Source organism: Xenorhabdus sp. TH1, assembly GCF_037260955.1.
GTDB classification, from domain to species: Bacteria; Pseudomonadota; Gammaproteobacteria; order Enterobacterales; family Enterobacteriaceae; genus Xenorhabdus; species Xenorhabdus griffiniae.
In genome coordinates, this window is record NZ_CP147734.1 from 271,609 (window position 1) to 294,999 (window position 23,391).

The 23,391-nt window shown below is 45.9% G+C and carries 19 protein-coding genes; 17 read left to right on the plus strand and 2 right to left on the minus strand.

The window, feature by feature from the left end; genetic code table 11:
• Positions 1-225: 225 nt before the first annotated feature.
• The 17 genes from WDV74_RS01200 (at position 226) to WDV74_RS01280 (ending at position 20,677) form a co-directional block, all read left to right on the plus strand.
• A complete protein-coding gene (locus WDV74_RS01200; RefSeq protein ID WP_338884136.1) occupies positions 226-963 on the plus strand; it encodes a transcriptional regulator in 738 nt (245 codons plus the stop codon).
• Entirely contained in the window at positions 963-1,358 is a 396-nt protein-coding gene (tusD, locus tag WDV74_RS01205) for a sulfurtransferase complex subunit TusD (RefSeq protein WP_338884137.1), read from the plus strand. Before WDV74_RS01200 ends, tusD begins: the two co-directional genes overlap by 1 nt.
• A 34-nt stretch (positions 1,359-1,392) precedes the next feature.
• Positions 1,393-1,752, plus strand: a complete 360-nt coding sequence (gene tusC / locus WDV74_RS01210; RefSeq protein WP_338884138.1) for a sulfurtransferase complex subunit TusC — start codon at positions 1,393-1,395, stop codon at positions 1,750-1,752.
• Between the two features lie 19 nt (positions 1,753-1,771).
• Complete coding sequence (tusB, locus tag WDV74_RS01215; protein WP_189759325.1) at positions 1,772-2,059, plus strand: sulfurtransferase complex subunit TusB; 288 nt, start codon at positions 1,772-1,774, stop codon at positions 2,057-2,059.
• 210 nt (positions 2,060-2,269) lie between these two features.
• The gene (gene rpsL, locus WDV74_RS01220) at positions 2,270-2,644 is read left to right on the plus strand and encodes a 30S ribosomal protein S12 (RefSeq protein ID WP_010848548.1); all 375 of its coding nucleotides are present in this window, start codon (positions 2,270-2,272) and stop codon (positions 2,642-2,644) included.
• Positions 2,645-2,742: 98 nt separating this feature from the next.
• On the plus strand, positions 2,743-3,213 hold the full coding sequence (gene rpsG / locus WDV74_RS01225; protein ID WP_047770766.1) for a 30S ribosomal protein S7: 471 nt from the start codon (positions 2,743-2,745) through the stop codon (positions 3,211-3,213).
• 93 nt (positions 3,214-3,306) lie between these two features.
• A complete protein-coding gene (gene fusA, locus WDV74_RS01230; protein WP_338884140.1) occupies positions 3,307-5,415 on the plus strand; it encodes an elongation factor G in 2,109 nt (702 codons plus the stop codon).
• A gap of 70 nt (positions 5,416-5,485) precedes the next feature.
• Positions 5,486-6,670 carry an elongation factor Tu gene (gene tuf, locus WDV74_RS01235; RefSeq protein ID WP_338804007.1) on the plus strand — a complete coding sequence of 395 codons (1,185 nt, stop codon included), beginning with the start codon at positions 5,486-5,488 and terminating at the stop codon, positions 6,668-6,670.
• Positions 6,671-7,005: 335 nt separating this feature from the next.
• Positions 7,006-7,389 carry a preprotein translocase subunit SecE gene (secE, locus tag WDV74_RS01240; RefSeq protein WP_074020841.1) on the plus strand — a complete coding sequence of 128 codons (384 nt, stop codon included), beginning with the start codon at positions 7,006-7,008 and terminating at the stop codon, positions 7,387-7,389.
• Between the two features lie 3 nt (positions 7,390-7,392).
• The gene (gene nusG, locus WDV74_RS01245) at positions 7,393-7,938 is read left to right on the plus strand and encodes a transcription termination/antitermination protein NusG (RefSeq protein ID WP_189759071.1); all 546 of its coding nucleotides are present in this window, start codon (positions 7,393-7,395) and stop codon (positions 7,936-7,938) included.
• A 214-nt stretch (positions 7,939-8,152) separates the two neighbouring features.
• Entirely contained in the window at positions 8,153-8,581 is a 429-nt protein-coding gene (gene rplK / locus WDV74_RS01250) for a 50S ribosomal protein L11 (RefSeq protein WP_047684958.1), read from the plus strand.
• A 3-nt stretch (positions 8,582-8,584) separates the two neighbouring features.
• On the plus strand, positions 8,585-9,289 hold the full coding sequence (gene rplA, locus WDV74_RS01255) for a 50S ribosomal protein L1 (protein WP_189759072.1): 705 nt from the start codon (positions 8,585-8,587) through the stop codon (positions 9,287-9,289).
• A gap of 337 nt (positions 9,290-9,626) precedes the next feature.
• Positions 9,627-10,124, plus strand: coding sequence for a 50S ribosomal protein L10 (gene rplJ, locus WDV74_RS01260; protein ID WP_074020846.1), 498 nt, complete (start codon positions 9,627-9,629; stop codon positions 10,122-10,124).
• 63 nt (positions 10,125-10,187) lie between these two features.
• Positions 10,188-10,553, plus strand: a complete 366-nt coding sequence (gene rplL, locus WDV74_RS01265; protein WP_189759073.1) for a 50S ribosomal protein L7/L12 — start codon at positions 10,188-10,190, stop codon at positions 10,551-10,553.
• A 383-nt stretch (positions 10,554-10,936) separates the two neighbouring features.
• Positions 10,937-14,965, plus strand: a complete 4,029-nt coding sequence (rpoB, locus tag WDV74_RS01270; RefSeq protein ID WP_273570628.1) for a DNA-directed RNA polymerase subunit beta — start codon at positions 10,937-10,939, stop codon at positions 14,963-14,965.
• 130 nt (positions 14,966-15,095) lie between these two features.
• Complete coding sequence (gene rpoC / locus WDV74_RS01275) at positions 15,096-19,322, plus strand: DNA-directed RNA polymerase subunit beta' (RefSeq protein WP_338884141.1); 4,227 nt, start codon at positions 15,096-15,098, stop codon at positions 19,320-19,322.
• Between the two features lie 194 nt (positions 19,323-19,516).
• Entirely contained in the window at positions 19,517-20,677 is a 1,161-nt protein-coding gene (locus tag WDV74_RS01280) for a polysaccharide deacetylase family protein (protein WP_338885508.1), read from the plus strand.
• 499 nt (positions 20,678-21,176) lie between these two features.
• Here WDV74_RS01280 and malM read toward each other — a convergent pair whose 3' ends face one another.
• Both malM and WDV74_RS01290 read right to left on the minus strand, forming a co-directional pair.
• Positions 21,177-22,118, minus strand: coding sequence for a maltose operon protein MalM (gene malM, locus WDV74_RS01285; protein WP_338884143.1), 942 nt, complete (start codon positions 22,116-22,118; stop codon positions 21,177-21,179).
• Positions 22,118-23,380: a maltoporin gene (locus tag WDV74_RS01290; protein ID WP_338884144.1), complete on the minus strand. Its 1,263-nt coding sequence runs from the start codon at positions 23,378-23,380 to the stop codon at positions 22,118-22,120. The genes malM and WDV74_RS01290 overlap by 1 nt, the downstream gene beginning before the upstream one ends.
• Between the last annotated feature and the right edge of the window lie 11 nt (positions 23,381-23,391).

The window sequence follows — 23,391 nt, forward strand, 5'->3', positions numbered from 1 at the left end:
ATGTGGTTTTAACGTCACTATTCTGAATAGTCCGAATAGAATATAGAACAAATATTTTAACCTTTTGTTTTTTTAGAGCTTATCACATAAGGCTATTTAACTTGCTTGTAACAACAGGTAGTTATCGAAGTAGTCGATGCTGAGTTGCAGTAATATGATTTTATAATAAATCTTGCCCTGGTGTTTTTGTGAGGCAAAGTCAGAATTTGAAGGATGGTGTATTACATGTCTACCCCACTATTAATTGGTGATAATATCTCTACTGATAACAGTGATATTGATTTACTGGAAAACCAACCGTTTAGTGAAACTGATCACGAAATTTTAAAATCTTACGAAGCTGCTGTTGATGGCCTGGCTATGTTGATTGGTGGGCATTGTGAAATAGTTCTTCATTCACTGGAAGATCTTAAATGTTCAGCCGTCAGAATAGCTAATGGCGAGCATACAGGGCGTAAAATTGGTTCTCCGATTACTGATCTGGCGTTGCGAATGTTGCATGATATTACGGATGAAGACAGTAGCGTTTCCAGGGCGTATTTCACACGGGCTAAAAGTGGCTCGTTGATGAAATCTGTCACGATTGCTATCCGCAATCGCCAGCGTCGAGTCATTGGGCTTTTGTGCATCAATATGAACCTTGATGTGCCTTTCTCTGAAATTATTCAGACCTTTATCCCAGAAAAAACCCATGAAGTTGCTTCAAACGTCAATTTTGCCTCTTCCGTGGATGATCTGGTCGCACAAACGCTGGAATTTACTATTGAAGAAGTGAATGCTGATCGCAATGTTTCCAATAATGCGAAAAACAGACAGGTAGTGCTGAACCTTTATGAGAAAGGTATCTTTGATATTAAAGATGCCATCAATCAGGTCGCTGATCGTTTGAATATCTCCAAGCATACGGTATACCTCTATATTCGCCAGTTTAAAAATGGTGAATGTGCGGGTTCGGAGAAGTAATGTCGTCACTGTCTTATTGTTTGCTGGTCACTGGGCCAGCTTACGGTACTCAACAAGCCAGCAGTGCTTACCAATTTGCTCAGGCGCTGATCGCCTCAGGTCATAAACTGCATAGCGTGTTTTTTTATCGCGAAGGTGTCCAAAACGGCAATCAATTGGTTGCCCCTGCCAATGATGAGTTTGATTTGGTCAAAGCCTGGCAGATATTGGCAGTCCAACATCAATTCGATCTGTTTATCTGTGTTGCCGCGGCATTGCGCCGTGGTATCGTAGATGAACAACAAGCCCGTGAATTGAATCTGCCCACCGCTAATTTAGCCGAAGGGTTTGAGCTTAGTGGATTGGGATCGTTAGCGGAAGCCATGATGCTATGTGATCGTGTCATACAATTTTAGCGCTGGTTAGGTTTGGGAATCTTCGTGGGTATCGATGAAAAAAATTGCCTTTGTTTTTACTGAAGCTCCTCACGGCTCTTCTGCCGGTAGGGAAGGGTTGGATGCACTGCTTGCGACGTCAGCATTGACTGAACAGATCGGTGTATTTTTTATTTCTGATGGCGTATTTCAATTACTGTCCGATCAGCAGCCGGATAAAATCCTGGCTCGTGACTACATCTCAACTTTTAAAGTTTTGCCGCTTTATGACATTGATAAATGTTACGTTTGTCTGGATGATCTGGTGATACGAGGAGGCAGTCCAGCCAGCAATTTTGTGCTGGAAGCTGAATTTCTTTCTGCCGCAACAATCCGAAAATTGTTGGCGGGCTATGATTTTGTGTTGAAATTTTAATCTATTTCAGGCAGGTAACATGTTATATACTGTCAGTCGCTCACCTTACCATGACGACTTCAATGCAATGCTTGGTCTTGTATCTGATACTGATGATGTTCTATTGATGCAAAATGGAGTGTTATTGGGCATCAATGATAACCGCTATTTGGCTGAGTTGTTCCGTACCGGGGCAGGCATTTATGTTTTGAAGGAAGATCTCAATGCACGTGGGCTGATTGAACAGATTTCAGACCGTGTAAGGGTGATTGATTACAATGGTTTTGTTAGTTTAACGGTAAAACATCAGCAAAATTTTGCCTGGTAGATGTAAATGGCACTTTTCAGTAACTTTACCCGCTCAGCGCTTTACCAGTAGTACCTTACCGATATTATTTTGCCGATATAGAAAAACTGTATATTTCTTGACACCTCGTCAAGTCAGCAATAAAATTCCGCGTCCTCTTGTTTTGTCATAATGACAGAGAGAGGATAAAATCCGTGTTTACGAAGCAAAAAACCAGGAGCTTTTTTAATAATGGCAACTATTAATCAGCTGGTTCGCAAATCTCGTAGCTCGAAAGTTGTGAAAAGCAACGTTCCTGCTCTGGAAGCTTGCCCGCAAAAACGTGGCGTATGTACTCGTGTATATACCACCACTCCTAAAAAACCAAACTCCGCACTGCGTAAAGTATGCCGTGTGCGTTTGACTAACGGTTACGAAGTTTCTTCCTACATCGGTGGTGAAGGCCACAACCTGCAGGAACACTCCGTTATCCTGATCCGTGGCGGTCGTGTTAAAGACTTGCCAGGTGTGCGTTACCACACCGTTCGCGGCGCTCTGGACTGTGCCGGTGTTAAAGACCGTAAACAAGGTCGTTCTAAGTACGGTGTGAAGAAGCCAAAGGCTTAATGGTTCTCCGTTAAGTAAGGCCAAACATTTTTCACATTAATGTCAAAATAAACTCGTAGAGTTTTGGACAACCCTGAAATTCGAAACGGAGTATTTCCATGCCACGTCGTCGTGTAATTGGTCAACGTAAAATTCTGCCAGATCCAAAGTTCGGATCTGAACTGCTGGCCAAATTTGTAAATATCCTGATGGTAGACGGTAAAAAGTCTGTCGCAGAAGCAATTGTATATGGTGCGCTTGAGACCCTGGCTCAGCGTTCTGGTAAAGATCATCTGGAAGCATTCGAGCTGGCACTGGATAACGTGCGCCCGACTGTCGAAGTTAAGTCCCGCCGTGTTGGTGGTTCTACTTATCAGGTTCCAGTTGAAGTTCGTCCGGTTCGTCGTAATGCTCTGGCAATGCGTTGGATCGTTGAAGCTGCTCGTAAACGCGGTGATAAGTCCATGGCTCTGCGCCTGGCAAATGAATTATCTGATGCGGCTGAAAATAAAGGCGCTGCTGTGAAGAAACGTGAAGACGTTCACCGTATGGCAGAAGCTAACAAGGCGTTCGCACACTACCGTTGGTAATCCCCTATTGGGTATTTCATCGGCAGTGAATATGTTCCGGGTGGCTGTCTGGCTACCCGTTCTCTAAATTGAACGCCCACGAGAGAGGAAAAAATGGCTCGTAAAACCCCTATAACTCGTTACCGTAATATCGGTATCAGTGCGCACATTGACGCGGGTAAAACCACTACCACCGAACGTATTCTGTTCTACACTGGTGTAAGCCACAAGATCGGTGAAGTTCATGATGGCGCTGCTACTATGGACTGGATGGAGCAGGAACAAGAGCGTGGTATTACCATCACGTCTGCTGCGACTACCGCATTCTGGTCTGGTATGGCTAAGCAGTATGAGCCACACCGTATCAACATCATCGACACCCCAGGCCACGTTGACTTCACTATCGAAGTAGAACGTTCCATGCGTGTTCTTGACGGTGCAGTAATGGTTTACTGTGCAGTTGGTGGTGTTCAGCCACAGTCTGAAACTGTATGGCGTCAGGCGAACAAATATAACGTTCCACGTATCGCGTTCGTTAACAAAATGGACCGTATGGGTGCGAACTTCCTGCGCGTTGTTGAGCAGATCAAAACTCGTCTGGCTGCCAACCCTGTTCCTCTGCAATTGGCAATCGGCGCAGAAGATACCTTCACCGGTGTTATTGATTTGCTGAAAATGAAAGCAATCAACTGGAACGACGAAGATCAGGGTATTACCTTCGAATACGAAGATATCCCGGCTGACATGCTTGAGCAGGCTCAGGAATGGCATCAAAACCTGATCGAATCCGCAGCAGAAGCATCAGAAGATCTGATGGATAAATACCTGGGCGGTGAAGAGCTGACTGAAGAAGAAATCAAGGCAGCTCTGCGTAAGCGTGTTCTGGCTAACGAAATTATCCTGGTTACCTGTGGTTCTGCATTTAAGAACAAAGGTGTTCAGGCAATGCTGGATGCAGTTGTTGAATATCTGCCAGCGCCAACGGATGTTGAATCCATCAAAGGTATGCTGCCAGACGGTAAAGACACTCCAGCAGAACGCCACTCCAGCGATGAAGAGCCGTTCTCTGCACTGGCGTTTAAAATCGCGACTGACCCATTTGTGGGTAACTTGACGTTCTTCCGCGTTTACTCTGGTGTGGTTAACTCTGGTGACACCGTACTGAACCCGGTAAAAGACAAAAAAGAACGTTTTGGCCGTATCGTTCAGATGCACGCTAACAAACGTGAAGAAATTAAAGAAGTCCGTGCAGGCGACATCGCTGCTGCTATCGGCCTGAAAGATGTCACCACCGGTGATACTCTCTGTGACATGAACTCTCCAATCATTCTGGAGCGCATGGAATTCCCAGAGCCAGTTATCTCTGTTGCTATCGAGCCAAAAACTAAAGCTGACCAAGAAAAAATGGGTATCGCTTTAGGCCGTCTGGCTCAGGAAGACCCATCTTTCCGCGTGAGCAGTGATGAAGAGTCTGGTCAGACTATCATCGCAGGTATGGGTGAGCTGCACCTCGACGTTCTGGTTGACCGTATGCGTCGTGAATTCAACGTTGAAGCGAACGTAGGTAAACCTCAGGTTGCTTACCGTGAAACCATTCGTGCTTCTGTTGAGCAGGAAGGTAAACACGCTAAACAGTCCGGTGGTCGCGGTCAGTACGGTCACGTTTGGCTACGTATCGAGCCTCTGGAAGCCGGTGGTGCTGGTTACGAATTCGTGAACGAAATCGTTGGTGGTGTTGTTCCTAAAGAATACATCCCAGGTGTTGACAAAGGCGTTCAGGAACAGCTGAAGAGCGGTGTTCTGGCTGGTTACCCAATCGTTGACGTTAAAGTTGCCCTGTTCGATGGTTCTTACCATGACGTTGACTCCTCAGAAATCGCCTTTAAAATTGCTGCATCCATGGCATTTAAAGAAGGCTTCATGAAAGCGAAACCAGTTCTGCTGGAACCTATCATGAAAGTCGAAGTGGAAACACCAGAAGATTACATGGGTGACGTCATCGGTGACCTGAACCGTCGCCGTGGTATGATCGATGGTATGGATGATATAGCTACGGGCAAAATTGTTCGTGCTCAAGTACCATTGTCTGAAATGTTTGGTTATGCTACTGACCTGCGTTCTCAGACCCAAGGTCGTGCTTCTTACTCCATGGAGTTCTTGAAGTACAACGAAGCGCCTAGCAACGTCGCTCAGGCTATTATCGAAGCTCGTAAATCTAGATAAGTTTTCGAGTTTACTATCTTTTTGGCTCCCTCATCTTTGTGACGGGGGAGCGGTATTAAGGAATAGAGTCGTGTCTAAAGAAAAGTTTGAACGTTCAAAACCGCACGTTAACGTTGGTACTATCGGCCACGTTGACCACGGTAAAACTACCCTGACTGCTGCAATCACTACCGTTTTGGCAAAAACTTACGGCGGTAACGCGCGTGCATTCGACCAGATCGATAACGCACCAGAAGAAAAAGCGCGTGGTATCACCATCTCTACTTCTCACGTAGAGTACGATACTCCAACTCGCCACTACGCACACGTTGACTGCCCAGGCCACGCCGACTACGTGAAAAACATGATCACCGGTGCTGCTCAGATGGACGGCGCGATCCTGGTAGTTGCTGCAACTGATGGCCCAATGCCACAGACTCGTGAGCACATCCTGCTGGGTCGTCAGGTTGGCGTTCCTTACATCATCGTGTTCCTGAACAAATGTGACATGGTTGATGATGAAGAGCTGTTGGAACTGGTGGAAATGGAAGTTCGTGAGCTGCTGTCTCAGTACGATTTCCCAGGCGACGACACCCCAATCATCCGTGGTTCTGCGCTGAAAGCGCTGGAAGGCGATGCTGAGTGGGAAGCGAAAGTTATCGAACTGGCTGAAGCACTGGATTCTTACATCCCAGAACCAGAGCGTGACATTGACAAGCCATTCCTGCTGCCAATCGAAGACGTATTCTCTATCTCTGGCCGTGGTACTGTAGTTACCGGTCGTGTAGAGCGTGGTATCGTTAAAGTTGGTGACGAAGTTGAAATCGTAGGTATCAAAGAGACGACCAAAACCACTTGTACCGGCGTTGAAATGTTCCGCAAACTGCTGGACGAAGGCCGTGCGGGTGAGAACGTGGGTGTTCTGCTGCGTGGTACTAAGCGTGATGACGTTGAGCGTGGTCAGGTTCTGGCGAAGCCAGGCTCTATCCACCCACACACTCAGTTCGAATCTGAAGTGTATATCCTGAGCAAAGATGAAGGTGGTCGTCATACGCCATTCTTCAAAGGTTACCGTCCACAGTTCTACTTCCGTACGACTGACGTAACCGGTACTATCGAACTGCCAGAAGGCGTAGAGATGGTAATGCCAGGCGACAACATCAACATGAAAGTGACTCTGATTGCGCCAATCGCAATGGACGAAGGTCTGCGTTTCGCAATCCGTGAAGGTGGCCGTACTGTAGGCGCCGGTGTTGTTGCTAAAGTGATCGCATAATTTTTTTAATGTGTTCATTTTGGAAGGGCATCGATAGATGCCCTTTTTATACGTTGTCTTAAGAAGAACCTATCTCATCAATAGTTGTTCATTATTGGCCAATTAAGGCAGATAAATTGCTATTTGATTGCTATCCTTAATTATTGGTGAGATAGGCTCTGATACAACGGATAGGCTTAAATATCATTAAGATATAAAAGTCCTGCTGAATTAAGGTGCCGAGTCAGATACAATTACAATTATCTTTGGGTTCGGTCTGATTTGTTTTGCTCTTGCGAGGCAAGCTGGCTATCTATTTACATCATAGTTACTTACATATAGTTACAGGTTGGTTTATGAGTGCGAATAGCGATGCTCAAGAAAGCGGGCGTGGTCTTGATATAGCAAAATGGCTATTGGTGGCAGTGCTACTGGTGGTTGCTATTGTGGGTAATTACTATTACCGAGAGTATAACCTGCCTCTGCGCGCGATAGCCGTGGTTGCTATTGTTGCCCTTGCAGGAGCAGTTGCATTGTGGACTGTAAAAGGTAAAGCTGCATTAGCCTTTGCCCGTGAAGCCCGCATTGAAATGCGTAAAGTCATTTGGCCAACTCGCCAGGAAGCACTGCATACGACTTTAATTGTTGCAGCTGTAACGGCTGTCATGTCTCTTATTTTGTGGGGGCTTGATGGTATTCTGGTGCGTTTAGTTTCATTTATTACAGGCCTGAGGTTTTAAAAAATGTCTGAGTCCCCAAAAAAGCGTTGGTATGTCATCCAGGCATTTTCTGGGTTTGAAGGTCGCGTCGCTCAATCTCTGCGTGAACATATCAAATTACAAGAGATGGAAGATTTTTTTGGCGAAGTGATGGTGCCGACAGAAGAAGTTGTTGAGATCCGCAGTGGTCAGCGCCGTAAAAGCGAGCGTAAATTCTTCCCTGGCTATGTCTTGGTACAAATGGTAATGAACGATGCGACTTGGCATTTGGTTCGTAGTGTACCTCGCGTAATGGGTTTTATCGGTGGCACCTCTGACCGCCCAGCACCAATCAGCGATAAAGAAGTTGATGCGATCATGAATCGTCTTCAACAGGTTGGTGATAAACCACGGCCAAAAACTCTGTTCGAACCAGGCGAAATGGTTCGAGTCAGCGATGGCCCGTTTGCAGACTTCAATGGTGTGGTAGAAGAAGTCGATTACGAGAAGAGCCGCTTGAAAGTATCGGTTTCTATCTTTGGTCGTGCTACGCCTGTTGAGCTGGATTTCAGCCAGGTAGAGAAAGTCTAATCTGGTGATTAAGTAAGCGTTTATGCTTGCAAAGGGTGTGAAATTAGCATACAATTTCGCGCCTTTTGTTTTTATCCAAGCATCATTTTTAGATGATACTTAGATAATATTAGGTTAGTTAAAGTTTTTAGTGACCTGGTCTTTAATAGACGGGGTTCGAATCGTCAGGGGAGCCTCATTTTGAGGCGATAAGACCCGCATAGAGGAAAAATAAATGGCTAAGAAAGTACAAGCCTACGTTAAGCTGCAAGTTGCAGCGGGTATGGCTAACCCAAGCCCACCAGTTGGTCCAGCTTTGGGTCAGCAGGGTGTTAACATCATGGAATTCTGTAAGGCATTCAATGCTAAAACTGAAAGCATTGAGAAAGGCTTGCCAATTCCAGTTGTTATTACTGTTTACGCAGACCGTTCTTTCACTTTCGTTACCAAAACCCCACCAGCGGCTGTTCTGCTGAAAAAAGCAGCAGGCATTAAATCTGGTTCTGGCAAACCGAACAAAGATAAAGTTGGTAAAGTAACCAGCGCTCAGATTCGTGAAATTGCTGAAACTAAAGCTGCGGACATGACTGGTGCTGACGTTGACGCGATGATGCGTTCAATCGAAGGTACTGCTCGTTCCATGGGCCTGGTAGTGGAGGGTTAATCAATGGCTAAACTGACCAAGCGCATGCGCACTATCCGTGAAAAAGTTGATGCAACTAAACAATATGACATCAACGAAGCTGTTACTTTGCTGAAAGAACTGGCGACTGCCAAATTCGTAGAAAGCGTTGACGTAGCTGTTAATCTTGGCATTGATGCTCGTAAATCTGACCAGAACGTTCGTGGTGCGACTGTACTGCCACACGGTACTGGCCGTTCAGTACGTGTTGCTGTATTTACTCAGGGTGCAAACGCTGAAGCGGCTAAAGCTGCTGGCGCAGAACTGGTAGGTATGGAAGATCTGGCTGAACTGGTTAAGAAAGGCGAGATGGATTTCGACGTTGTTATCGCATCTCCAGATGCAATGCGCGTTGTTGGCCAACTGGGTCAAATCCTGGGCCCACGCGGTCTGATGCCAAACCCGAAAGTAGGTACTGTAACTCCTAACGTTGCTGAAGCTGTACAGAACGCTAAAGCGGGTCAGGTTCGTTACCGTAACGACAAGAACGGTATCATCCACACCACTATCGGTAAAGTTGACTTCGACGCTGACAAACTGAAAGAAAACCTGGAAGCTCTGCTGGTTGCGCTGAAAAAAGCAAAACCATCTTCTGCTAAAGGCGTTTACGTTAAGAAAGTTAGCCTGTCTACTACCATGGGTGCAGGTGTTGCGATCGACCAGTCTAGTCTGAACGCATCAGCAGCTTAATGATTTAAGCTGAGAATAACGCTTTACCTTAGCGTCAGATTTGTCTAAAATCTGACGCTTCAAATTTGCCTGATCAGTGTGTTTTATAACACACAGCTTTCGAAAAATAAGGCAGTATCGGCAAATAACAAGTTTTCGGTTGGAGCTTGGCCTCATCCAAGCCCCGTCCAAGACCGCAGGCGTAAGTAATTACTTAATATCCTGCGTAGACGGTGACAGAGCCAAATGAAATTTATTTTCTGGATTCTGCTCACCGTGTTTCAGCGCTCAGGCACATTTGGTGTTTTGAGTGAAGTGAGTCCCGGGTTTGCCCGGTTAATCCAGGAGCAAGAAGCTAATGGCACTAAATCTTCAAGACAAACAAGCGATTGTTGCTGAAGTCAGCGAAGTAGCCAAAGGCGCGCTGTCTGCGGTTGTTGCGGATTCTCGCGGCGTTACCGTAGATAAAATGACTGAACTGCGTAAAGCAGGTCGCGAAGCTGGCGTTTATATGCGTGTTGTTCGTAACACTCTGATGCGCCGTGCTGTTGAAGGTACTGAATTTGAGTGCCTGAAAGAAGCGTTTGTTGGTCCAACCTTGATTGCTTTTTCTAACGAACATCCGGGCGCAGCTGCTCGTCTGTTCAAAGATTTCGCGAAAGCGAACCCAGCATTCGAGATTAAAGCAGCAGCCTTTGAAGGTGAGTTTATCCCAGCGAGCAACATCGATCGCCTGGCAACACTCCCAACTTACGAAGAAGCAATCGCACGCCTGATGTCAACCATGAAAGAAGCCGCTGCAGGCAAACTGGTTCGCACTCTGGCTGCGCTACGCGATCAGAAAGAAGCTGCTTAATTGCTTATTTCCTTCGTTGCTTTTTAACGTATAAATTTTTTCTGAATTTTAGGAACACTTGTTATGTCTATCACTAAAGAACAAATTCTGGACGCAGTTGCAGAAATGTCTGTAATGGACGTTGTTGAACTGATCAGCATGATGGAAGAAAAATTCGGCGTTTCTGCTGCTGCAGCTGTAGCTGTAGTTGGTGGTGCTGCTGAAGCCGTTGAAGAAAAAACTGAATTCGACGTAATCCTGACTGGCGCTGGCGCTAACAAAGTTGCTGTAATCAAAGCAGTACGTGGCGCAACTGGCCTGGGTCTGAAAGAAGCGAAAGACCTGGTTGAAAGCGCACCAGCAGCTCTGAAAGAAGGCATCAGCAAAGAAGACGCTGAAGCTCTGAAAAAATCTCTGGAAGAAGCAGGTGCTTCTGTTGAGATCAAGTAAGATCTGTTTGAAGTTCGCAGCCTGATTTTTTAAGGCTGGCGGCTGGCGGTTTTTTAATCGCCAGCCTTTTTGCGCTGTAAGGGCATTATCTGAAAACCAGATTTGCCTGAAAGGCATTAATAGGGAGTTAGTAGCATTTCACACTGTTTGGCTGCTAATAAACCCAAAATACTTCTTCCTATTGACGACTTAATATACTGCGTTCTCAGCTACGATCCACTCGGGTAGCTCGGTAGTAAAGGTAACGCAATGAAATGATTTAAGAGTAATAGTAATGGGTATTACGGAAAATATTCTGTTTTCTGTTCGAAAAAATAGTGTTGCAGAGTGCTGTCCTTAAGGGCGGACAGAGTGGGTCACTTATCAGCGAGCTGAGGAACCCTATGGTTTACTCCTATACCGAGAAAAAACGTATTCGTAAGGATTTTGGTAAACGTCCACAAGTTTTGGATGTTCCATACCTTCTTTCTATCCAACTTGACTCGTTCCAGAAGTTTATCGAGCAAGATCCTGAAGGCCAAAATGGACTGGAAGCGGCCTTCCGTTCAGTGTTTCCAATTCAGAGCTACAGCGGCAATTCAGAGCTGCAATATGTAAGCTATCGTCTTGGCGAACCTGTCTTTGATGTCAAAGAGTGTCAGATCCGTGGCGTGACTTTCTCCGCACCTCTGCGTGTTAAGTTGCGTCTGGTGATCTATGAGCGCGAAGCGCCAGAAGGTACAGTTAAGGACATCAAAGAACAAGAAGTCTACATGGGTGAAATTCCACTCATGACTGATAACGGGACTTTCGTTATCAACGGTACTGAGCGCGTTATCGTATCTCAGTTGCATCGTAGCCCAGGCGTTTTCTTTGACAGCGATAAGGGTAAAACCCATTCATCCGGTAAGGTACTGTATAATGCACGTATCATTCCTTACCGCGGTTCGTGGTTAGATTTCGAATTTGATCCAAAAGATAACCTGTTTGTGCGTATCGACCGCCGCCGTAAGTTGCCGGCTTCGATTATTCTGCGTGCGATGGATTATTCTTCTGAAGACATCCTGAATCTGTTCTTCAAAAAAACCGTTTTCGAAATTCGCGACAATAAATTGCAGATGATCCTGATTCCAGAACGTCTGCGTGGCGAGACAGCTTCATTTGATATCGAAGCAAACGGCAAGGTTTATGTTGAAAAAGGCCGCCGTATCACTGCTCGTCATATCCGCCAGTTAGAAAAAGAGCAGGTAGACCGTATTGAGGTGCCTGTTGAATACATCGCGGGTAAAGTTGTAGCAAAAGATTACATCGACCAGAACACAGGTGAAATCATCTGTGCGGCTAACATGGAACTCTCTTTGGATCTGCTGGCGCGTTTAAGCCAGGCTGGTTACAAATCTATCGAGACCCTGTTCACCAATGATCTGGACCACGGTGCTTATATTTCCGAAACTCTGCGTGTTGACCCAACCAATGATCGCCTGAGCGCATTGGTTGAAATCTATCGCATGATGCGTCCGGGTGAGCCACCAACACGTGAAGCCGCAGAAAACCTGTTTGAGAACTTGTTCTTCTCTGAAGATCGTTATGATCTGTCTGCGGTTGGTCGTATGAAGTTCAACCGTTCACTGGATCGTGAAGAGGTTGAAGGTTCCGGTATCCTGAGCAAAGAAGACATCATTGACGTGATGAAGAAGCTCATCGATATCCGTAACGGTAAAGGTGAAGTCGACGATATCGACCACTTGGGCAACCGTCGTATCCGTTCCGTTGGTGAAATGGCTGAAAACCAGTTCCGTGTTGGCCTGGTTCGTGTAGAACGTGCAGTGAAAGAGCGTTTGTCTCTGGGCGATCTGGATACCCTGATGCCACAGGACATGATCAACGCCAAACCAATTTCTGCGGCGGTGAAAGAGTTCTTTGGTTCGAGCCAGTTATCTCAGTTCATGGATCAGAACAACCCACTGTCTGAAATCACCCATAAACGCCGTATTTCTGCGTTAGGTCCAGGTGGTCTGACCCGTGAGCGTGCAGGCTTTGAAGTTCGAGACGTACACCCAACTCACTACGGCCGTGTATGTCCAATCGAAACGCCTGAAGGTCCAAACATCGGTTTGATTAACTCATTGTCCGTTTATGCGCGTACCAATGAGTATGGTTTCCTGGAAACCCCTTACCGCTTAGTTCGTGACGGCGTGGTGACTGATGAAATCCACTACCTGTCTGCAATCGAAGAAGGTAACTACGTTATTGCTCAGGCGAACACCGTATTGGATGAAGAAGGCCATTTTGTTGAAGAATTGGTTACTTGCCGTCATTACGATGAATCCAGCTTGTTCAACCGTGATCAGGTTCAGTACATGGACGTTTCGACACAACAGATCGTGTCCGTCGGTGCTTCTCTGATCCCATTCCTTGAACACGATGACGCCAACCGTGCATTGATGGGTGCGAACATGCAACGTCAGGCGGTTCCAACTCTGCGCGCTGATAAGCCGCTGGTCGGAACAGGTATGGAGCGTGCGGTAGCGGTTGACTCCGGTGTAACCTCTGTGGCTAAACGCGGCGGTGTGGTTCAGTACGTTGACGCATCTCGTATCGTTATCAAGGTTAACGAAGATGAAATGTACGCAGGTGAAGCGGGCATTGATATCTATAACCTGACCAAGTATACCCGTTCAAACCAAAACACCTGTATCAACCAGACACCATGTGTTTCTTTGGGTGAACTGGTAGAACGCGGTGACGTGCTGGCTGATGGTCCATCCACTGACTTGGGTGAACTGGCTCTGGGCCAGAACATGCGTGTGGCGTTCATGCCTTGGAATGGTTATAACTTCGAGGACTCCATCCTCGTCTCTGAGCGTGTTGTTCAGGAAGACCGTTTCACCACTATTCACATTCAAGAACTGGCTTGTGTGTCTCGTGACACTAAACTGGGGCCTGAAGAGATTACGGCTGACATCCCTAACGTGGGTGAAGCTGCGCTGTCTAAACTGGACGAATCCGGTATCGTTTATATCGGTGCGGAAGTGAAAGGTGGCGACATTCTGGTTGGTAAAGTGACACCGAAAGGTGAAACTCAGCTGACTCCAGAAGAAAAACTGTTGCGTGCGATCTTCGGTGAGAAAGCGTCTGATGTGAAAGATTCCTCACTGCGTGTACCAAACGGTGTTTCTGGTACTGTTATCGACGTACAAGTCTTTACCCGTGATGGTGTAGAAAAAGACAAGCGTGCGTTGGAAATCGAAGAGATGCAGTTGCGTGAGGCTAAGAAAGACCTGACCGAAGAACTGCAAATTTTCGAAGCTGGCTTGTTTGCGCGTATCCACTCTGTATTGGTTGCCGGTGGTGTTGAAGCGGAAAAACTCAGCAAACTTCCTCGTGCGCGTTGGTTGGAGCTGGGTCTGGCTGATGAAGAAAAACAAAATCAGTTGGAGCAGTTGGCAGAACAGTATGACGAACTGAAAGTAGAGTTCGAGAAAAAACTGGATGCTAAACGCCGTAAGATCACTCAGGGTGACGATCTGGCACCAGGTGTGCTGAAAATTGTCAAAGTGTACCTGGCGGTGAAACGTCAGATCCAGCCTGGTGACAAGATGGCAGGTCGTCACGGTAACAAAGGTGTTATCTCCAAGATCAACCCGATCGAAGACATGCCTTACGATGAAAACGGCACACCAGTGGACATCGTCCTGAACCCGCTGGGCGTACCATCACGTATGAACATCGGTCAGATTCTGGAAACTCACTTAGGTATGGCGGCGAAAGGCATTGGTGACAAGATCAATGCAATGCTGAAACAGCAACAAGAAGTTGCCAAGCTGCGTGAATTTATCCAGAAAGCGTATGATCTGGGTGATGATACCCGTCAGAAAGTTGACTTGAGTACCTTCACCGATGAAGAAGTGATGCGTCTGGCAGAAAACTTGAGAAAAGGTATGCCGATCGCAACACCTGTCTTTGACGGTGCAAAAGAGACCGAAATCAAAGAGTTGTTGAAACTGGGTGGCTTGCCGACTTCCGGTCAGATCACGCTGTTCGACGGCCGTACAGGTGAACAATTCGAGCGTCAGGTAACCGTTGGTTACATGTACATGCTGAAATTGAACCACTTGGTTGATGACAAGATGCACGCCCGTTCTACCGGCTCTTACAGCCTGGTGACTCAGCAACCGCTGGGTGGTAAGGCACAGTTCGGTGGACAGCGTTTCGGTGAGATGGAAGTGTGGGCATTGGAAGCATACGGTGCGGCGTACACCCTGCAAGAAATGCTCACCGTTAAATCCGACGATGTTAACGGTCGAACCAAGATGTATAAAAACATCGTGGATGGTAACCACCAGATGGAACCTGGCATGCCGGAATCTTTCAATGTATTGCTGAAAGAAATCCGTTCGTTGGGTATCAACATCGAGCTGGAAGACGAATAAATCGTTTTCCCGCTGGTACTGCCCGATATAAGAATGTCGGGCGGCTTACCGGCCAGTGGTTATACTGGTTATAGAGGGGAGTGGCATGGGCCACTCACCTAACAGGTCTAACTCCGACAGGAGCCATTTCGTGAAAGACTTATTGAAGTTTCTGAAAGCGCAAACCAAGACCGAAGAGTTTGATGCGATCAAAATTGCTCTGGCCTCTCCAGATATGATCCGTTCGTGGTCATTCGGGGAAGTAAAAAAGCCGGAAACTATTAACTACCGTACGTTCAAGCCTGAGCGTGACGGTCTTTTCTGTGCGCGTATTTTCGGGCCAGTAAAAGATTACGAATGCTTGTGTGGTAAATACAAGCGTTTGAAACACCGTGGTGTGATTTGTGAGAAATGTGGCGTTGAAGTAACCCAGACTAAAGTTCGTCGTGATCGTATGGGTCACATTGAACTGGCATCTCCAACCGCTCACATTTGGTTCCTGAAATCTCTGCCATCCCGCATCGGCTTATTGCTGGATATGCCTCTGCGCGATATTGAACGCGTACTGTACTTCGAATCCTATGTGGTTGTTGAAGGGGGGATGACCAGCCTTGAGCGTGGACAAATCCTGACTGAAGAACAGTATCTGGATGCACTGGAAGAGTTCGGTGATGAATTTGACGCAAAAATGGGTGCAGAAGCTATCCAGGCTTTGCTGAAAAGCATCGATCTGGAAAACGAATGTGAAACCTTGCGCGAAGAACTGAACGAAACCAACTCTGAAACCAAGCGTAAGAAGCTGACCAAGCGTATTAAGCTGCTGGAAGCGTTCATTCAGTCTGGCAACAAACCAGAGTGGATGGTTCTGACCGTTCTGCCAGTTCTGCCACCGGATTTGCGTCCACTGGTTCCACTGGATGGCGGCCGTTTCGCAACTTCAGACCTGAACGATCTGTATCGTCGCGTGATTAACCGTAACAACCGTTTGAAGCGCCTGTTGGATCTGGCCGCGCCAGATATCATCGTACGTAACGAAAAACGTATGTTGCAGGAAGCGGTTGATGCGCTGCTGGACAACGGCCGTCGCGGTCGGGCAATTACCGGTTCCAATAAGCGCCCTCTGAAATCCCTGGCAGACATGATCAAGGGTAAACAGGGTCGTTTCCGTCAGAACTTGCTGGGTAAACGTGTTGACTACTCAGGTCGTTCGGTTATTACCGTAGGTCCATATCTGCGTCTGCATCAGTGTGGTCTGCCTAAGAAGATGGCACTGGAGCTGTTTAAGCCATTTATTTACGGCAAACTGGAACTGCGTGGCCTGGCGACGACTATCAAAGCCGCCAAGAAAATGGTTGAGCGTGAAGAAGCGGTGGTATGGGATATCCTGGATGAAGTCATCCGTGAGCACCCTGTTCTGTTGAACCGTGCACCTACCCTCCACCGTTTGGGTATTCAGGCATTTGAACCCGTTCTGATCGAAGGTAAAGCTATTCAGTTGCACCCACTCGTGTGTGCGGCATATAACGCCGACTTCGACGGTGACCAGATGGCTGTTCACGTACCGTTAACACTGGAAGCTCAGTTGGAAGCGCGTGCGTTGATGATGTCTACCAACAACATCCTGTCTCCAGCGAGCGGTGAACCTATCATCGTTCCATCTCAGGACGTTGTATTGGGTTTGTACTACATGACCCGTGACTGTGTTAACGCGAAAGGCGAAGGCATGGTTCTGACTGGTCCTAAAGAAGCAGAACGCGTATACCGCGCAGGTCTGGCTTCTCTGCACGCCCGTGTCAAAGTTCGTATCACAGAAGAAGTGAAAGACGGTGAAGGTAATGTCACTGTCAATACAGGATTGGTTGATACGACCATTGGCCGTGCCATCCTGTGGATGATTGTACCGCGTGGCTTGCCATACTCATTGATTAACCAGCCACTGGGTAAAAAAGCTATCTCCAAGATGCTAAATACCTGTTACCGCATACTGGGTTTGAAGCCAACCGTTATTTTGGCTGACCAGACCATGTATACCGGTTTTGCTTACGCTGCTCGTTCAGGGGTATCCGTAGGTATTGACGACATGGTTATTCCTGAGAAGAAAGAAGGCATCATCGCGGAAGCAGAAGCGGAAGTGGCCGAAATTCAGGAACAGTTCCAGTCAGGTCTGGTAACTGCTGGCGAACGTTATAACAAAGTTATCGATATTTGGGCTGCGGCGAACGAACGTGTTGCTAAGGCGATGATGGAAAACCTGTCTTCTGAAACAGTGATTAACCGTAACGGTGAAGAAGAACAACAGGTTTCCTTCAACAACATCTTTATGATGGCCGACTCCGGTGCGCGTGGTTCTGCGGCTCAGATCCGTCAGTTGGCGGGTATGCGTGGTCTGATGGCAACGCCAGATGGCTCCATCATCGAAACCCCAATTACCGCGAACTTCCGTGAAGGTCTGAACGTACTCCAGTACTTCATCTCAACCCACGGTGCTCGTAAAGGTCTTGCGGATACCGCATTGAAAACGGCGAACTCCGGTTACCTGACCCGTCGTCTGGTTGACGTTGCTCAAGACTTGGTTGTAACTGAAGATGACTGTGGTACTCACGACGGTATCCTGATGACCCCAGTTATCGAAGGTGGTGATGTTAAAGAACCACTGCGTGAACGTGTATTGGGACGTGTAGCGGCGGAAGACATCCTGAAGCCAGGCACAGCCGACATTCTGGTTCCACGTAACACGCTGCTGAACGAAAAATGGTGTGATCTGTTAGAAGAGAACTCCGTTGACAGCGTGAAAGTACGCTCCGTAGTAAGTTGTGAAACTGACTTTGGTGTTTGTGCGAACTGTTACGGCCGTGACCTTGCTCGTGGTCACCTGATCAACAAAGGTGAAGCGATCGGTGTTATCGCAGCACAGTCAATCGGTGAACCAGGTACACAGTTGACGATGCGTACGTTCCACATCGGTGGTGCGGCATCTCGTGCGGCAGCAGAATCCAGCATTCAGGTACGTAACAAAGGTCATCTGAAACTGATCAACGCGAAATTCGTTACGAACTCAGCAAGCAAACTGGTTATTACCTCTCGTAATACCGAATTGCGCCTGATCGACGATTTCGGTCGTACCAAAGAGAGCTATAAAGTTCCTTACGGCTCGGTATTGACGAAAGGTGATGGTGAGACAGTAGCTGGCGGTGAAACCGTTGCAAACTGGGATCCACACACCATGCCAATCGTGAGTGAAGTATCCGGTATCATCCAGTTCTATGACATGGTTGATGGTCAAACCATTACCCGTCAGACGGATGAACTGACGGGCCTGTCTTCACTGGTGGTTCTGGATAGTGCAGAACGTACTGGTAGCGGTAAAGACCTGCGTCCGGCACTGAAAATCGTAGACGCTCAGGGTAACGACGTTCTGATCCCAGGTACAGATATGCCTGCTCAGTACTTCCTGCCGGGTAAAGCGATCGTTCAGCTGGAAGATGGTATGTCCATCTCTGCGGGTGATACATTGGCGCGTATTCCTCAGGAATCTGGCGGTACTAAAGATATCACCGGTGGTCTGCCACGCGTTGCGGACTTGTTCGAAGCTCGTCGTCCGAAAGAGCCTGCTATCCTGGCAGAAATCAGCGGTATTGTTTCCTTCGGTAAAGAAACCAAAGGTAAGCGCCGTCTGGTTATCACTCCGCTGGATGGTGGTGAACCTTACGAAGAGATGATCCCTAAATGGCGTCAGCTCAACGTGTTCGAAGGTGAGGTTGTTGAACGTGGTGATGTGATCTCCGATGGTCCAGAATCTCCACATGACATTCTGCGCTTGCGTGGTGTTCATGCTGTTGCTCGTTATATCACTAACGAAGTACAGGAAGTTTACCGTCTGCAAGGCGTTAAGATTAACGATAAACACATTGAAGTTATCGTTCGTCAGATGCTGCGTAAAGCAACCATTGCGAATGCGGGTAGTTCCGAATTCCTTGAGGGCGAGCAGGTTGAATACGCCCGCGTTAAGGTTTCGAACCGCAAACTGGAGCAGGATGGCAAAGTACCAGCTCTTTTCCAGCGTGACCTATTGGGTATCACCAAGGCATCACTGGCAACAGAATCCTTCATCTCTGCGGCGTCGTTCCAGGAAACAACCCGCGTTCTGACTGAAGCAGCTGTTGCTGGTAAACGTGATGAACTGCGTGGCCTGAAAGAGAACGTCATCGTTGGTCGCTTGATCCCTGCGGGTACAGGTTATGCTTACCATCAGGATCGCATCCGTCGTCGTCAAGAAAATGAAGTGGCTGAAGCGCCACAGTTTAGCGTTGACGAAGCCACTGCAAACCTTGCTGAATTGTTGAATGCAGGTTTTGGTAGCAGCAGCGATAACGAGTAATCGTGATGCATAGCATACCCTATATAGTATAGCTAGTCGTAAAATGCCCTCTCCTGGTAGAGGGCATTTTTTTTGGATGGAAAATTAAAATGAGACGAATTATTTATGTTCTTACAAAAGGTTTCTTAGCACTTTTGATATGTTTTTCTAATCCGGCTTTATCGCAATACCATGATTTTCCACATTATCATTACATGGAAGTGACTAAAGAGAGTGAAATCTATTCTTGGGTAGGTGAGCATATCATTAAGGTTGGTTTATTCAAGAAAGGGCAAGTCCTTAAAGTTGCTGAAGAAGAAGGGGAAGAAAGTGGTCACTATGTGCTTCATTTCGGAAATGGAAGAGGTTATATAGCTAAAGAAAATTTAAAGGAAATTAAGCAATCTGCATTCCCCAGTGATCCCTTTAGCATTGATCTCTTTCACAAAAAAGCAGTCCAAAACTTGATGATAATTAAGGCAGCTCAAGTTTATAGCACACCTGATACGGATAGCCAGCCAATTGCTGTTTTGAGGGAAAATCTCCGCTATCCGGTTTTAGATAAATTACAAGATCCTTTCCATCATACTTGGTACGAAATTAATTTGGGTGATCGATTAGGTTACATTAGTGATCGGGATGCTGAACTGGATAATGGTATTCCTTTATTAACCTACCATCATATTCTTAAAGATATTAAACGTTTTTTACATAGCTCAACAACAACATCCTTGACTGCTTTTCGTGAGCAGATGGCGTATTTGAAGCGAGCAGGTTATATCACAATTTCATTCTATGAATTAGAAGGCTACCTAAATGGCTCCATTAACTTGCCGGCAAAAGTGGTTGGTTTAACCTTTGATGATGGGCTGAAATCCGTTTATCGTTATGCTTATCCCATTTTGAAAGAAAATGGTCAGAAAGCTACACTCTTTATTATTTCATCCAGAATTAAACGCCACCCGCAGAAATGGGATCCGGATACCTTGCAATTCTTGAGTTTCCCAGAGTTGTATGCCATGCAAGATGTATTTGATATTCAGTCTCATACCCATTTCTTGCATCGTTTTAGCAAGAATAATCAAAAACCCATACTATTAAGTCGGTCATATCATAATATCCTGTATGATTTCAAACGTTCCAAACGGGTATTATCGCAATTCAATCCGCATGTGTTTTATCTCTCTTATCCTTTTGGTAGATATAATTTAAAGGCAATGAAAGCAGCTAAACAAGCTGGATTTCATTTGGCTGTTACCACGGTAAAGGGAAAAGTTAAATTGGGAGATAATCCCTTTTCTTTGAAACGGTTATATATATTGCGCACAGATCCAATTGAGAAAATGGCAAAAATGATTGCTAATAAATCTACTTAACGCCTTTACGATCGCTTAATAATTGAATATAGGATATAAAATCATGTAATTGCTAAATAGCAAGAGAATATTTTAATATAATATTTTTCATTGAGGATAGAAGTGATAGGTTTCTTGGGATTAATATTGGAAATCTTTTATAGGATCATAAAGTGCACTATCAAGTTTTTTGCGTGGATATTTAAGATTACCATGAAGGAAAGGGTGATTTTATGACTTTCCATAGGGGGTTTATTTTGCATTATATTTTCATTCATAATACCTCGGTTTATTTTTAGTATTTTGCTATTACTAATTTTTATCTATTTGGTTTATAAATTTCGTGAAAAAATAAATAATTATCTGAATAAGAAAGGGATTATGGGTTACTTTAAGTAAATATGATGTTGATAATACTATGTAATGAAAATTTATCCAATAAGGATAATAAATGTATCTTTTAAGAGCCTATTCCTTTAGGCTCTTAAGTTTAATATCTCGCTATAATGATTTGATGAATTTATTTTTTGTTTTTTATCGCCTTAATAAAAGTTTCCCGTGCGGTTGAAGAACCAAGTCGTTCTGCTTCATCTAACAGTTTCAATGCCTTATCAACATCACCATTGTTAATAGCGCTTTTGATAGCGTCATTGAAATACTGTTCGGTATCGTTCAGTACAGGTTTAACTACTGGGGCATCAGCCGGGGTTGTTTTTATCGGCGATGCAGATACTGTTTGTGTTGAACCAACTGTAACGGGTTTAGGTGAAGGTGAAGAAAATACCTGGCCTATCAGGATATTGCCTGCATTGTTTTCTGATTGCATTTTTAGCGTCAGTATACCTGTTGCTGTATGGCGAGCGATCGGATCTGGAATATCTGGCACAGAATTACCGACACCTTTGGCATAAGCCTTAGCAGGATCAACCATTTGTGTTGAAGCTTGTACATCAGAACGAGTGGTGTAAATCAGCAAATAGATGCGTTGTTGTCCCAATGCTGGGGTTAGCTTTAACACTCCTTCAAGCCTATCGGTGGACATAATACTGGGTTGTTGATAGCGGAAGTAGTGGCTTGGATAGAAAGCGGCAGGGTGGAGTTGTTCATCAAGAACTAAAACATTCGGTGAGTATACCTGCTTATCTTTTACCAGGCTGTTCAGAGTGATTTCCAATGAACCCTGATTGGCCGGTAAAGCAAATGTGGCTACCGCACCCTGAATATGACCATCATTAAGCTGCTGTGATGTGCTATCAAGAATAATAGTCTGTGTGCTATGAGTATTAATGGGCTGCCACTGTAATTTCTGCAAGGTTGGCAAAGACAACGTTGGGGCAGAGTTGGTTGTCTCTATGCCAGCTTTAGCTGTGTCAGACAGTGCAGCATCTGATGTAGCATAACCCGCCGGAATTAAGTTGCAGAGCAGGGCGCTGAGACAAAGTGAGAGTAATTGCTTTTTCATTACCACCAAGCCTCAAATTGGGCGCCAAATGTAAACTCATCTTTGTTCCCACGACTGAATCGATGGGCTGCTGTATCTTTGGCGGCAATGTTACCATCATAACCCCATTTTTCATTCCATTTGGAGTAAGAAGTAAACAAACGGATAGCCGGACGTGACCAGATACTATCACCTGCTTGCCACTGTTGAGCCAAAGTAATCTTGAACTGATCATTATTTGCTTTGGTTCGTTGTGACTTCACATGATCATAACCGACTTCCATTAAGGTACTCATTATTGGCGTCCACTTATACATTGGACGGACACCCACGGTGTACCATGTGTTGCCATTGTTATTGTCGAGGTCAATGTCTTGATACATGGCGGCATACATGAGATCCCATTTCTTGGTGATACTAATGGCACCATGATTCAAAACGCGCAGCATATGCCCGTCATTATTCACATTAGCACCTTCGGCACGGCCATTGCCGCTAGATGTCATAGCGTCGGTTGCGTACTGTAAGACAAATTTGTTGAAACCACCTAACAGGCTTTGGGTATGTTCGGCAGTCAGCATCACACCGTCTTTAGGTGCTTGTTTATCAAGATGGTATCCCTTACGGGTATTCGCACGTCCATAATCAATACCAAGTTCCAGTGTACCGCCAGCATTAACGGGTAAGTTGGCTAACCGTATATCAAAAATGTCATTTGAAGTGTTTGGGGCTTCCTTGCGTTTATCATCAATCCACCCATATGAACCGCCTTCTTCTGTATTGCGGGTTACGGCGAAGGAAAGCTTACCAAACCCAAGGTCAATATTTTCCAATCCTGCACCAGGACCGGAAATATCCCAGTAATAGAAGTCGATCATATGTACATCGTGACGCTGGTAGAAACGTTTACCCGCCCACAGTGTTGAACCAGGCAACCAATCAATAATATTGGTTGCTTTCACGTTGACTTCACGAAAACCAGGTTTGGTATCTTCCCAGTCTTTTTGTTGGCTGACGGAATAGGCTAAATTGGTATCAAAGTAGAAACTTTTATTCCCTTCTTTCCATAACTCTTGCCCTAACTTAAGTTCGGCGTAGGTTTCACATTCGTTACCGAGACGGTATTTACTTGGCGCACCAGTGACTTTGGCACATTTCTGCTCACCACCATTACCAGTCCAGCCAATTCCTGAACGGGCATAGCCGTGGAAGTCAATAGCAATAGCTTGCGTGGATAATAAACCAGTCGTTAGCATAGCCAATGAGAGAGACAATATACGCATAATGATTCTCC